This window comes from Megasphaera stantonii, from assembly GCF_003367905.1.
GTDB lineage: Bacteria > Bacillota > Negativicutes > Veillonellales > Megasphaeraceae > Megasphaera > Megasphaera stantonii.
The window spans coordinates 463,896-477,172 of record NZ_CP029462.1 but is presented as its reverse complement, the minus strand read 5'-3'; the positions used below and the strand labels follow the sequence as shown (position 1 = coordinate 477,172).

Genomic DNA, 13,277 nt, shown 5'->3' with positions numbered 1-13,277 from the left:
AATACATGACGGGTAATGAAATCCGCAAAGCCTATTTGGAATTTTTCAAAAGCAAGGAGCATTTGATTCTGCATAGTTTTCCCCTGATTCCCCAGGACGACCCGAGCCTGCTGCTCATTGGCGCCGGCATGGCTCCGCTGAAGCCGTATTTTACGGGCAAGCTCGTACCGCCGTCCTACCGGGTTACGACGAGCCAGAAGTGCATCCGCACCGGCGATATCGACAACGTCGGCCGCACGGCCCGTCACCATACGTTTTTTGAAATGCTGGGGAACTTCTCCTTCGGCAACTACTTCAAAAAAGAAGCCATCGCCTGGGCGTGGGAATTCCTGACGGAAGTCCTCGAGCTGGACAAGGACAAGCTGTACGTTACGATTTATCCGAACGACGACGAAGCTTATGATTACTGGCACAACATGATTGGCCTGTCGGACGAACGCATCTTTAAATTTGAAGACAATTTCTGGGAAATCGGCGAAGGCCCCTGCGGCCCGGACAGCGAAATTTTCTACGACCTGGGACCGGAACGGGGCTGCGGTCAGCCGACCTGCACCGTAGGCTGCGACTGCGACCGCTACTTGGAAATCTGGAACCTCGTATTTACCCAGTTTGACCGCACTAAAGACGGCGAATACGTGCCTCTGGCTAAGAAAAACATCGATACAGGCGCCGGCCTGGAACGGTTGGCTTCGGTTATCCAGCAGAAGGAATCGAACTTTGAAACGGATTTGATTTTCCCGATTATCGAAGACGTCATCGCCCTCTGCCATGGCGATTACAACGATCCCCATCAGAAAGTGGCCATGAAGGTCATTGCCGACCACATCCGGGCGATTACGGTCATGATCAGCGACGGTATCCTGCCGTCCAACGAAGGCCGCGGCTACGTCCTGCGCCGTATCCTGCGCCGCGCCGTCCGCTTCGGCCGCCTGCTGGGAATTAAAGAATTGTTCCTCAGCGGCCTCGTCGACACGGTGATCGGCATCCTCGGCGAAGAATACCCCGAACTGAAAGAACATGAAGAATTAATCAAAAAAGTTATCGATACGGAAGAAACGCAGTTCAGCGCTACGCTGGCCCAGGGGACGGAACTCCTCGACCAGCTCATGGCCGCTGCCGGCCCGGCGAAGGAACTGGACGGCAAGGACGTATTCAAGCTGTACGACACGTACGGATTCCCTGTCGAGCTGACTGAAGAAATTGCCAGTGAAAACGGCATTACCATCGACCATGCCGGCTTCGACGCCGCCATGAAGGAACAGCAGGAACGGGCCCGCGCCGCCCGCGAAGACGTGTCGGCGAAAGTGGCTACGCCCGATACGACGAGACTGGATCAGAGCAAGCTGGTCAACGACCCGACGGCCATTGAAGCGACTGTCGTCATGCTGGGCAAGGAAGGCGTAGAAGTGGCGAGAGCCTGCGACGGCGAAGAAGTGACGGTCATCATCGACAACAATCCCTTCCATCCCGAAGGAGGCGGCCAGCTCGGCGATACGGGCATGCTGGAAGGAAAAGAAGGCAAGGCCGTCGTAACGGATGCCAGAGCCTTGCCGAACGGCCTGGTATACCTCGTGGCGACTGTTCAGGAAGGGGCCCTGTGCATCGGCGATATGGTCGACGTCAAGGTAGATAAGGACCGCAACCTGGCCATGGCCCGCAACCACACGGCAACGCATCTTCTGCAGGCCGCTCTGCGCAAGGTACTGGGCAACCATGTCAACCAGGCCGGCTCTCTCGTTACGCCGGACCGCCTGCGCTTCGATTTTACCCATTTCTCGCCTGTTACGGCAGACGAACTGGCCGAAGTCGAAGACCTGGTCAACGAAGAAATTTTGGCAAACGTACGCGTCGATATAGAAGAAATGCCTATTGCCAAGGCCAAGGAAAAGGGCGCTATGGCTCTCTTCGGCGAAAAATACGGCGACGTCGTCCGCGTCGTATCGGTCGACGATTTCAGCTGCGAACTGTGCGGCGGCTCCCACGTGCCGTCGACGGCCGTCATCGGTACCTTCCGCATCTTATCGGAATCCGGCACGGGCACGGGCGTACGGCGCATCGAAGCCGTTACCGGCGCAGCGGCTCTGCAGAAAGCGCAGCACGACGCGGCGGAACTGCGTCTCGTCGCCGACATGCTGAAAGCCAAGGCCGACGCAATTCCCGATAAACTGAGCCAGGTTTTGGCGCAGCTGAAAGCGGCGGAAAAAGAACTGCAGCAGCTCAAGAAGGAAGCGGCTATGTCCGATATGGACGATATGCTGGCCGCTAAGGAAGACGTCAACGGCGTATCCGTCGTAGCGGCGGAAGCCCAGGCCGATTCTATGGACAGCCTGCGCGAGCTGGCCGATACGATCATGGACAAAGTCGGCAGCGGCGTCGTCCTTCTCGGAGCCGTTCATGACGGCAAGGTCAACTTCGTGTGCAAGGTCGCTAAAGCCGATACGAAGAAGGGCCTCCATGCCGGCAAGATCATCAAGGCGGCGGCTCAGGCAGCCGGCGGCAACGGCGGCGGCCGTCCCGATATGGCTCAGGCCGGCGGCAAGGCTCCGGAAAAATTGGCCGAAGCCCTGAAGGCCGGTAAAGCTGCCGTCAGTGAATTGATTGGATAAAAAAGTATTTACATACGCAATGTCGTAAAGGATGTGATTCTATGGCAATCAGCGACGAAACGATGATCGTCAGGAATAGAAACGAAGAACAGACTGTCGCTTCTATGATTTTAGAAGATGTGTATCACGCATTGGAAGAAAAAGGATATAACCCCGTAAACCAAATCGTAGGATATTTGCTGTCCGGCGACCCGACGTATATTACGAGCCACAACAACGCCCGCAGCAACATCCGGCGCATCGAACGGGACGAACTCATTGAAGAACTGGTCCGTTCGTACGTAAAGCATCGCGGCTTATAGGAGGAACATGCGGATTTTAGGATTAGACGTCGGCTCTAAGACCATCGGCGTAGCCTGCAGCGACGCCTTGCTCATTACGGCGCAGGGCGTCGAGACGATACGGCGCGTTTCCAAGAAAAAGGACTTCCAGCGGCTGAAAGAGCTGGTCGCCGAAAAGGAAGTACACCGCATCGTCGTAGGCCGTCCCCGTCATATGAACGGCGACTACAGCGAAAATATTGATAAGATCGAGCACTTTGTAGATGAACTCAAAAAGGTCATGCCAGATATGGACTTTGTCTATTGGGATGAACGCCTAACGACCGTCATGGCCGAACACGTGCTGATGGAAGGCAATGTACGGCGGGAAAAGAGAAAACAGTTCGTCGATAAAATGGCGGCTGTTCTCATATTACAAAATTATTTAGACGCTCAAGGAGGATAACATGACAGAAGAAATGGAAGAAGTAATGGTCATTACGATTACCAGTCCCGATGGTGAAGAAAAAGATTTTCAGGAAGTAGACGCAGTCGAAATCGACGGCAAAATCTTTTCGCTGCTCCTTGAAATCTGCGAAAACGAAGACGAAGCGGAAGCTATCATCGCCCGCGTCGACGAAGAAGACGGCGAACCCGTTTACGTAGAACCGACGGAAGAAGAATTTGAAGCGGCCAGCAAGGCTTTTGAAGAATTGGCTGCTGAAGACGAAGAATAAGAACAGGTATATAGTAGCATAGAAAGAGGCATGCCGCGGCATGCCTCTTTCTGTACGTACGACAGGAGACGTTATGGCTGAATTACCAAGTATGCAGCAATTAAAAAATTTTATTATATATGGAAAATACGGCAATTTTACATCTGCGGCCAACGCGGCCAACATTACGCAGTCGGCGTTCAGCGCGCAGATTAAAAAGCTGGAAGACGTCGTCGGCGTCCGTCTGATCGCCCGGTCGAACCGCGGCAGCCATTTGACGAAAGCCGGCGAACTATTATTTCAGCGGCTGGAGCCCATATTGGACGAATTAGAGGGTTGCTTAGACGAAGTGCGTTCTATGGACGGCAGAGCCCAGCCTCTTTCCATCGGCATCATGCTGTCGCTGGGCGATATTCATATGAACCGCCATTTAGCCTATTTTCAGCAGCACTACAGCGGGGCCTCCTTTCAGGTATATAATTTGGAAGCGCAGGAATTGCTGCAGAAGCTCCGAAACGACGAGCTCGACATTATATCCTTATTTCGCCTGCCTTCTATGGATATCGACGGCTATGAGCAAGTCTGCTTCTGTAAGGAAACCATCGTTTACTACGCGCCCCATATCGTCGTTTCCGGAGGAGTTGCGACGGCCGATTTCATCGCTTCGCAGCCCCTGGCTCAATATTCGCCGCAGTACGTCATGAACGAGTATTTAAATCAATTTTTATCGGCTCATACGTCCTTGCCGCTGCAAACGCAGGCTTGGTTTTCTACGCCCTACGCGATGATGAATTATTGCCAAGCTAACCGCATCGGCGCGCTGCTGCCGGAGCGTTTTTTAAAAGCCCTGGGCGTCGTCGGCGGCTGGTACGACGTAGATCCGCCGATCGTTTTGCCTTGCTACTTGCTGTACAAGCGGAGCAATCCCAGGTACGAGGCCATTCAGGTCTTTGTCGACTATATGAAGCGAACGTATCACGTACCGTCGTGACATCGCCGTTTTTTATGACAAACATCGTTTTTTTCTGTTATACAAACCATACGGGAAGGAGTACAATTCTCCTTGAATTCAAGTAAAGGAGTTGTATGTAGACGTATGGAACAGAAATCGCTATGGAATAAAGATTTCCTGTTGGATACGGGAATTAATTTCGTCGTGTATTTGATTTATTATTTGCTCATGGTCATTATCGCCGTGGTGGCGAAAGATCAGCTGAATGCGTCGCTTAGCGAAGCCGGGCTGGCATCTGGCATCTTTATCGTTGGCACGCTGCTGGCGCGCCTGCAGTTCGGCAAGGCCATCGAGTTGTATACGCGCCGCCGCACCTTGTATGGAGGAATTTTATTTTACCTGATTACGACATTATTATACTTTTATATTCCGAATTTGACCGTCATGTATATCATCCGCCTGCTGAACGGCTTGGCTTACGGTATTGTCTCGACGGCTACCAATACGATTATTTCCGCCTGTATCCCGGCAGATAAACGGGGCGAAGGCATCAATTATTACGGCTTGAGCACCAGCCTGGCCGCGGCTATCGGGCCGTTTTTGGGCATGTTCCTCATGCTGATTACGGACTTCCGCTTTATCATTGGCCTCTGCACGGTCTTAGTCATTGCCTGTGCCGTCGGCTGCGTCTTCCTCCACGTAGACGAAATCGAACTGAGCGAGGAAGAACGGGCGTATATGAAAGCCATATCTGTCGATAATTACGTGGAACGCCGCGTCATGACGATTTCCTTTATCGGATTCCTCATGGGCTTCGCCTATTCCAGCGTACTGACGTTTTTGGCTTCCTATGCCAGAGAAATTCACCTCGTACAGGCTGGCACGTTCTTCTTCGTCGTGTACGCCGTCGTCATTACGGTGACGAGGCCGCTGACGGGCATTATCTTCGACCGGAAGGGAGAAAATTACGTCCTCTATCCGTGCTATCTCTGCCTGGCCGCCGGATTGTTTCTGCTGTATGCGACAGGTACGGCATGGCAGCTTCTCCTGGCCGGCGTTTTCGTCGGGCTGGGATACGGGACGTTTATGTCGAACGGACAGGCCGTATGTATTAAATTGACGCCGTCTCACCGCGTCAGCGTGGCCTTGTCGACGTATTTCGTCGCCTTGGATCTGGGCCTTGGCGTAGGGCCGTACGTCTTAGGAATGCTGCACCGCATGCTTACGTTCCCCCAGTTATACGCCGTAGCCGGCGTCATCGCCATCGTCTGCTTTTTCTTATATTATGGCCTGTACGGACGTCGAAGCGTGAAAGCCGTCCGCGTTGTTCCGGCAACGGCGCAGAAATAATTGGTTTTATAGTAAATGTTAGGGTAACGACAGGTGTCATATATCTGCCGTTGCCTTATTTTTTTCAAAAAGAGTGGACATACGACGTGTCCTACTGTTCTAATTAACGTGACTAAGCCCTAATAGAAATGAAAATATCCCGTGTTCTATTCTTATCAGATTGAAATGAGTTTTTTTAGGGAAGCGTGCCGGTACTGATATTGGCGTTGCTTTATATATTTTTCGCTTTTATACAGTAAAGTTTCTCCGTAATTATTTTACCATAACATGCTGTATTCATTAGAAAATAATAAAAAATAATCGTTATTTATTATTGACTTTTCCACTGAAATGGTATACAATAAGACCATAGCAAGAGATAATAATTATTAGATAGAAAGAAATTTTAAAATTATTTTACGCATAGATAAAGGAGATTTCACCATGAAACATGTAGAATTTTACCGCAATGAAAAAGATAATTCTATTTTAGCAGTCGTAGGCGTTCAGGCTGAACAGGAAGTCGTCGTAGACGGTCAGAAATTGGTTCGCTTAGTTGCCGATTCTGTAGACGCCGCGAAGGAAAAACACGTGCCGGCTGTACGGAAAGAGGGCGGCCGCTTATTGGTCGAAGTCGGCTCGGTAACGCATCCGATGGAAGAAAAGCACTACATCGAATGGATTGCCCTGGTATCGGACAAATCCGTTGATATCCGTTATCTGAATCCCGGCGAAGCGCCGAAGGCCGAATTTGAAGGAACTTCCGGCGTCGTATACGCATACTGCAACCTCCACGGGTTATGGAAAACGGAAGTATAATTCGCAAATATCCCATATAGGCAGAGGCAATGGTTTCTGCCGATAAACGAAACGAGGCGCTGCCGCATGAAGGAAATCCTGTTCTTCGTGCGGCAGTTTTGGCATACGTATGAGAGAAAATCGAGGTGAGCCCTATGAATTTTAAAATGCTGTACATAGACGGAGCGTGGACGCCCAGCGCGTCAGGAGCTTATATCGATGTAGAAAATCCGGCGAATCAAGAGAGATTCGCTTGCGTGCCTGCAGGAAACGACGCTGACGTCGACAAAGCGGCGAAGGCTGCGGCAGCGGCCCTTCCGGCTTGGGCGGCGACGCCTTTATCGGAACGGATGGAGTACATGAAGAAGATGCTGACGTATTTTAAAGAGATGGAGCCGCAGCTGACAGACTGCATTGTCAAGGAATTGGGAGCTCCCGTGTCCTTTGCCGCGGCCAGCCACGTCCGATACCAGTACGTGCGCACCCAGTCGTATATCGACTTGGCGGCTGGCCTTCCCTTGGTGGAAACCCTGCCCCAGTCGACGGTATACCGGGAGCCCGTCGGCGTCGTCGGCTGCATTACGCCGTGGAATTATCCCTTGGGGCAGATTATCCAGAAGGTCGTCCCGGCGATTCTCGTAGGCAATACGGTTGTGCTGAAGCCGAGTCAGCATACGCCCTTAGCTGCCTATTATCTGACAGAGGCTTTTCATAAGGCCGGATTCCCCAAAGGCGTGTTCAACCTCGTAACCGGCCGGGGCAGTCAAATCGGAAATGCCATGTGCGACCATCCCCTGATCGATATGATATCCTTTACGGGATCGACGGAAGCCGGCGTCGGCGTAGCCCGCAGGGCGTTGGCGACGATGAAGCGCATCAGCATGGAATTGGGCGGCAAGTCGCCCTGCGTTATTTTGAAAGGCGCAGACTACGAAGGGGCGGCGCGCATGTGCCTCGATTCCATCTTTCTCAATTCGGGGCAGACCTGCACGGCCTTGTCGCGCCTCGTCGTCCCGAAAGACGATAAAGAGACTGTCGAACGGCTGCTGCTGCAGCTGCTTCCGGAATACGTCGTCGGCGATCCAACCGACCCGGCCGTCAAGGTGGGGCCCGTCGCGTCGGAGCATCAATTCCAGACGGTATGCTCCTATATCCAGAAGGGAATCGACGAAGGCGCGGCCCTGCTGGCAGGAGGGCTGCCGCCGGCTCCGGAGAAGGGATATTATGTCTATCCGACGATTTTTACCGATGTGACGAACGACATGATCATCGCCCGCGAAGAAATCTTCGGCCCCGTCCTCTGTGTCCTTACGTATGACACGGAAGAAGAGGCCGCAACCATTGCCAACGACACGCCGTACGGCCTGAACGCCGCCGTCTGGGGGCCGAAAGAGCAGGCAGTCGCGACGGCGCGGCGCATCCGGTCGGGCAACGTCTATATCAACGACGGGCCGCGCGACGTGACGGCGCCCTTCGGCGGCTTTAAGCACAGCGGCATCGGCCGCGAAGGCGGGATGGACGGCATGCTTGAATTCACCGAGCCTCAGGCTTTATTTGACTGCGGGTTGTGAGCCGGAAAGGCTGGAGCGCTTCTCTCCCTTGCAGGCTTTAGGTTTTCTGCAAAATAATTAAAATCACAAGAAGGATTTCCTATATCCCTGTGGAATATTATATATATAAGGGAAGCAACCATGAGGTAGGAAAGCCATATCGTATCTGATGGACTTCCCGACGGAAAGGAAGGGATTTTTATGGCAACAACTGTTAGAGGCAAGAACTTAGAAATTACGCAAGCTCTGAAAGACTATGTATTGAAACGCGAAAAGAAAGTGACGAAATATTTCGACAACGAAGTAAACGTACAAGCGATGCTTTCCGTTGAAAAAGACCGTAAGATTGCAGAAATTACCTTGAAAGTAGACGGCGTCGTCCTCCGCGGCGTCGAAGCGAACGACGATATGTATGCCGCTATCGATTTGGTATACGACAAGATGGTTCGCCAAATCCATAAATATAAAACGAAATTGGCTCGCCGCATGAAGGGCTCGTCCTTCAACGCCGCCTTGGTAGAAGGGCCGGCGGAACCGGAAGAAACCTTTGAAATCGCCAGAACGAAGAAATTTGCCGCCCGCCCGATGGACGTCGAAGAAGCTATTTTGCAGATGAACCTCGTAGGCCACGACTTCTTCGTATTCCTCAACTCCAAGACCGATACGATCAGCGTCGTATACAAACGGAAACACGGCAAATACGGCTTGATTGAACCGGAACTCTAAGAGCCATGCTTGACTGATACAGATATACGATACGCCCGCTTTTGCCTTTTCAGAAGCAAGAGCGGGCGTTTTGTCTGCCTTAGGGATTGGCGTGGAACAGCTGGAACAGGGCGTTTTCGTCGTCCATCATGGCCTGGAAGCAGTAGAGCGTCGCCGCTGCGTCGGCCAGGCTGTCGTGCCACTGAGTTTCTCCGTAGCCGTAGTGGGCGGCGCAGTCCTTCAGCTTGGCGTAGGAGCGCACGGGCTGATGCTCCGAATGAATGAAGGAATAGGCTTCGCCGGCGTCGAGTATCGGCAGGGCCGGCGGAAATGCGACGCCGGCCTGCTGCAGCATGCGCACGTCCTGCATCGTATTGTAGCCTACGATAAGCTGGGCCTGGGCAAACAGCTTGCTGAACAGCGGGGCGTAGCTGCTGAAGGAAGGGGAGTCCTGTACGCGTTCCGGCGTGATGTGGTGGATGGGTACCGTATCGTCCCATTCCGTTTGGTGTTCCGGCTTGAAATATTGGTTGTATATGACGGCGTTCCGGCCGTTGACGATGGAAACCTGCAGAATTTCGCCGTCGGAGGAAAGGTCGGTCATCTCGACGTCGACGGCGTAGATGCGGCTGGCGTCGAGGGTGCGGATGAAGTCCTTGACTTGAGAGGATAAAGACCTGCGGCGGGCCAGCTCTTTTTTCTGCCGCCTTTCGAGGGGATACTCGCCGGGCTTGGCGAACAGTTCCCGATAGAGCCAGCGCCGGGCCTGCTTATAGTATTTGAAGCTTTTGGAGCGGGCGCCCTTAAAGCCTTGCGTAGCCCTTTCGTATTTGGCGAAATCCGTAAAGATGCCGATGCGCCGGCCTCTGCTGACGGCGTAGTACCGCGTCGGATTCTGAACGTCCGGGTCCGGCTTGACCCAGCGGGACGCGCGTATATATCGTTTTTTGTCCCTCGTATCGTAATCCATGGCTTCCTCCTCTTTTCATTTTGAAAAACTGTTCTTATTGTACTGGAAAAGCGGAAAAGTAGCAAATGTTATTATTCATGCCGACGAGATAGTTTGGTATTGCTATGGGAAATATTAAAAATAATGGGCCCTTTCTTTAATTTATAATGGATTCGCGACGTATATTTCGTATATATTAAAATAAAATTCCAGCATACGGAAAAGGCCGGCGCATAGAGAAAAGGCGGCCTTTTATATAGAGTGAAAATGTATTATAATATATAAGTACTATACTGTTAAAATGCGAGTTTCTATGGTAAAATATAAAACTATGCCATAATACGGAGAATGTAGCTAAATAGCCGCTCCATTAAGCCATTCTTATTCTGATAATCCCCGAAAATCTAACGATAAGCACTTATAAGCACTAAGATTAGCTTTAGTTAACTAAAGTGACCTGCATTGCCCAGGTTAGAAATCCTTTAGTTTGCGAAAGGTGATTTTAGTCTATGATGGTGTCCATAATGCGACTAGCTTCTTCATCCATAGATGGCATGAAGTTGAAATATAGGTCGAGTGTCACTTTAATATCCTTGTGTCCCAGTCGCCGACTTACAACTTTAATATTTGCATTATGCATAATTAGCTGTGTCGCATGAAAATGGCGCAAGTCGTGCATGGAGAAGTGTTCAGGCATATTTACCTCTCTAAAGATATTTTTTAGATTTGTAGTGACACCCCTAGAATAGTGTGTACCTGTAGCAGGTGAGGTGAACACGTACTGGGATTTGTGTGGAACATCTTTCAATACCGCTAATAGCTTATCGCTGACATATATTGTCCGATAGCTTGTTTCTGTTTTTAAAGGAGCATCGCTATTCCCTCTATCCGTGATTTGATTATTGATCGTAATAGTCTTTTTATCGAAATCTACACAAGGCCATTTAAGCCCTAACAGCTCACCTCTACGCATTCCTGTGTAGATGGCTGTGTACACCATGGGGTATAAGTTTGGTCTTTTTTCTTTCATATATGTCAACAATTCCTGCATCTTTTCTACTGTAGGCAAGGTCATAAGTGCCTTCCTATTTTTAGGGGGCAACGTTATGTCTGTTTTATCTAGTGGGTTAACAGCAAGTATGTCTCGTTTTACTGCTTGTTTAAACATATAGCTCATTCGGGACTTTATGCCTCGTAAAGTAGATCCAGAAAGCTTATTTTGCCATAATAAATCACAGATAAGAGTTTCGCACATGTGAGGTGTTATGTCCTTCATCCTGCTGTCTCCTAGACGGGGTAATAGGTATTTCTCGTCTATATTATTGTAGGTGTTCTTTGTGTTCTCCGTCAGACCAGCTTCTTGTAATGCTGCCATCTTTTTTGAGAACTCACGATATGTTTCGGTGCTAAGCTGAGCTTGTATTTCTGCTTGTGTCATCACCCCATATTGCGCCTTTACATAAGCTGCTTTATCAAATAGTTCCTTTTTCGTAGCTGCGGTGATGGATTTACGTTTCTGTTTACCATCTAATCCTTTTCCAATGGTAATTGTCATCTTGTATTTTCCATTGGATAGTTGTGTGATGCTGCCTTCACCTTTGTTCCGTCTTTTAGTTGCCATGTTATCACCATCCTAAGTTGAAAATTTTAAAAAATTTGTGAGTGGGTATATATGGAATTGGATTCGTGCGTGTTCCCCCGTAGGGGTGCCTGCATTGAATCATATTAACTGCCAGCTGACCATATGTCACTCATTGCGAACATTTTGCATACCATACGATACATCAAGCTACATATGCCATAATCTTTTGATATATCATTATGCGCATATTGTAGCGCCGTAATGGCTGTTGTGGCGCTTATTGTGTGCTTATTGTACATCAAGCGCCCTGCTTGTGTCTAATGCGTTTAATAAATGGTACACGTGGAGACGTGGGAAAATGTGTGTATCTATAGGCTTGCGATAGTGGAGTAATATGGTGCTGTTTGTGACTAGGGGCATCTATACGTTTTGACTGGTATGGTAGTGTGGTGGCTAAAAGACGATTAAACGTTTATTTAATTGTTATAAAACATCTGTACGAAAGGAACGCATATAAAACCAGTAGACAATGCTAGGAAACATGCGGTAAAATGTAAGTATCATCATGTGAAAAAGAGGTTATTTATTATGCGTAAATTTTTATATTGTATTACTTTATTTATGCTTTTTGTTACTATCCCTTTAAATAGTTATGCATATAAAACACCTATAGTTATAAATGATATTATAACACTAGCAGCAGGAAAAGACGCAAGGTATAATATAATCGCTTATAATTGCCCTTATAATAGCGGTGTAGATACACGTAATTTTGAAGCGATTGAAGGATCACCTAATTCATACCGATGTATCCTCTTAATATCTAAAATACCTAACGAGTTTACGCACCCTATAAATGAAAAAATGAAAATGAGAATTTACGATGTATATATGTTTTTAGAAGATAATAGCTATGTATATTCCTTTCCTATATATTGTTTTGGTACAGAAAAATTTTCCATACCTAGTTATAATACACATACTAAACCTGTTTTATTGCAGGGGCGAATTATTACTGATTTAGTACAAAGTGGCGCACAAGGTAAAAGAGGGCCAATTACATTAAAAAAAGAATATCCTATTGTACAATATATTCTTAAAGACATAACAGAACATAAATAAAAAGAAAAGCCTATCAATTAAGATAGGCTATTTTTTATCTATTTTTCGGTACAGTTCTGTTAAGGATTCTCTTTCGTCATGTGTTTCTGGATGTTCTTTTTTTCGTACATATTTTGTAATTGTGCGCGTTAAGTATCCGCTGGCCGTCGTTGTCATTGGGGGCGGAGTATACCTCTACTCCCAGCACGACCACCCAGACGATAACCATGTCAGTGACACAGTACAACGAATTGAAATGGGAGCTGACAGTGTTGGAGCAAAACTTGACGAGATTGGAGCAGCTCTCGACCGAGGACAAATCGAAGTTAGCGGAGCTGAGGATTCAGTTGGAGAATTGCAAGGAAGCCTTGACGAACGCACAGACCTCATTGACGACAGCAAAGAGCGATTTGACCGAATTGAAGAAATCCTTAACGACATTGCAGACCGAAATGGAATCAATGGAACACGAGCTGATGATCAAAGAACGGCAGAATAAAACGTGGGCTGCTCTTGCAGGAGTGGCCTTGGTCGGGTGGTGTATTAAATGAAGCGATTAATGTATATCCCAGACACAGTAAGTTATGCGTCTGCAATTCGTGAAAAATGTTTAGATTGCTGTGCAGGAAGTTCGCAAGAAGTAATGAAGTGTGATTTGGTTCGTTGTCCTTTATTCCCGTATCGTTTTGGGTGTAGTCCCCATACAGCCATAAAGAGATATAAGGATGA

Annotated in this window: 13 protein-coding genes; 11 read left to right on the top strand and 2 right to left on the bottom strand. The window is 49.0% G+C overall.

The genetic code is table 11. The features are described 5' to 3' along the window. Nucleotides 1–5 precede the first annotated feature (5 nt). The 9 genes from alaS (at nt 6) to hpf (ending at nt 8,937) form a co-directional block, all read left to right on the top strand. The gene (alaS, locus tag DKB62_RS02350; protein ID WP_198643481.1) at nt 6–2,606 is read left to right on the top strand and encodes an alanine--tRNA ligase; all 2,601 of its coding nucleotides are present in this window, start codon (nt 6–8) and stop codon (nt 2,604–2,606) included. A gap of 41 nt (nt 2,607–2,647) precedes the next feature. Then, nucleotides 2,648–2,908, top strand: coding sequence for an IreB family regulatory phosphoprotein (locus DKB62_RS02345; protein WP_087477163.1), 261 nt, complete (start codon nt 2,648–2,650; stop codon nt 2,906–2,908). A gap of 7 nt (nt 2,909–2,915) precedes the next feature. Beyond that, on the top strand, nt 2,916–3,332 hold the full coding sequence (gene ruvX / locus DKB62_RS02340) for a Holliday junction resolvase RuvX (protein ID WP_087477162.1): 417 nt from the start codon (nt 2,916–2,918) through the stop codon (nt 3,330–3,332). Nucleotide 3,333: 1 nt separating this feature from the next. Then, the gene (locus DKB62_RS02335; protein ID WP_087477161.1) at nt 3,334–3,603 is read left to right on the top strand and encodes a DUF1292 domain-containing protein; all 270 of its coding nucleotides are present in this window, start codon (nt 3,334–3,336) and stop codon (nt 3,601–3,603) included. Nucleotides 3,604–3,676: 73 nt separating this feature from the next. After that, a complete protein-coding gene (locus DKB62_RS02330; RefSeq protein WP_107195858.1) occupies nt 3,677–4,573 on the top strand; it encodes a LysR family transcriptional regulator in 897 nt (298 codons plus the stop codon). A gap of 105 nt (nt 4,574–4,678) precedes the next feature. Continuing rightward, nucleotides 4,679–5,884, top strand: coding sequence for an MFS transporter (locus DKB62_RS02325; protein ID WP_107195859.1), 1,206 nt, complete (start codon nt 4,679–4,681; stop codon nt 5,882–5,884). Between the two features lie 423 nt (nt 5,885–6,307). After that, nucleotides 6,308–6,682 carry a desulfoferrodoxin family protein gene (locus tag DKB62_RS02320; RefSeq protein ID WP_107195860.1) on the top strand — a complete coding sequence of 125 codons (375 nt, stop codon included), beginning with the start codon at nt 6,308–6,310 and terminating at the stop codon, nt 6,680–6,682. A gap of 134 nt (nt 6,683–6,816) precedes the next feature. Then, complete coding sequence (locus DKB62_RS02315) at nt 6,817–8,232, top strand: aldehyde dehydrogenase family protein (RefSeq protein ID WP_107195861.1); 1,416 nt, start codon at nt 6,817–6,819, stop codon at nt 8,230–8,232. Between the two features lie 180 nt (nt 8,233–8,412). Further along, nucleotides 8,413–8,937 (top strand): ribosome hibernation-promoting factor, HPF/YfiA family, encoded by a 525-nt coding sequence (gene hpf, locus DKB62_RS02310; protein WP_087477156.1) that lies wholly within the window; start codon nt 8,413–8,415, stop codon nt 8,935–8,937. Between the two features lie 79 nt (nt 8,938–9,016). Here hpf and DKB62_RS02305 read toward each other — a convergent pair whose 3' ends face one another. Together DKB62_RS02305 and DKB62_RS02300 are read right to left on the bottom strand one after the other, a co-directional pair. Next, the gene (locus DKB62_RS02305) at nt 9,017–9,886 is read right to left on the bottom strand and encodes a ribonuclease H1 domain-containing protein (protein ID WP_107195862.1); all 870 of its coding nucleotides are present in this window, start codon (nt 9,884–9,886) and stop codon (nt 9,017–9,019) included. A 481-nt stretch (nt 9,887–10,367) separates the two neighbouring features. Next, the gene (locus tag DKB62_RS02300) at nt 10,368–11,486 is read right to left on the bottom strand and encodes a tyrosine-type recombinase/integrase (RefSeq protein WP_107195863.1); all 1,119 of its coding nucleotides are present in this window, start codon (nt 11,484–11,486) and stop codon (nt 10,368–10,370) included. A gap of 549 nt (nt 11,487–12,035) precedes the next feature. Between DKB62_RS02300 and DKB62_RS12510 the strand changes: the two genes are divergently transcribed. Together DKB62_RS12510 and DKB62_RS02295 are read left to right on the top strand one after the other, a co-directional pair. Beyond that, a complete protein-coding gene (locus DKB62_RS12510) occupies nt 12,036–12,569 on the top strand; it encodes a hypothetical protein (RefSeq protein ID WP_154876617.1) in 534 nt (177 codons plus the stop codon). Nucleotides 12,570–12,690: 121 nt separating this feature from the next. Next, nucleotides 12,691–13,047: a hypothetical protein gene (locus DKB62_RS02295; RefSeq protein ID WP_162860281.1), complete on the top strand. Its 357-nt coding sequence runs from the start codon at nt 12,691–12,693 to the stop codon at nt 13,045–13,047. Nucleotides 13,048–13,277: the final 230 nt, after the last annotated feature.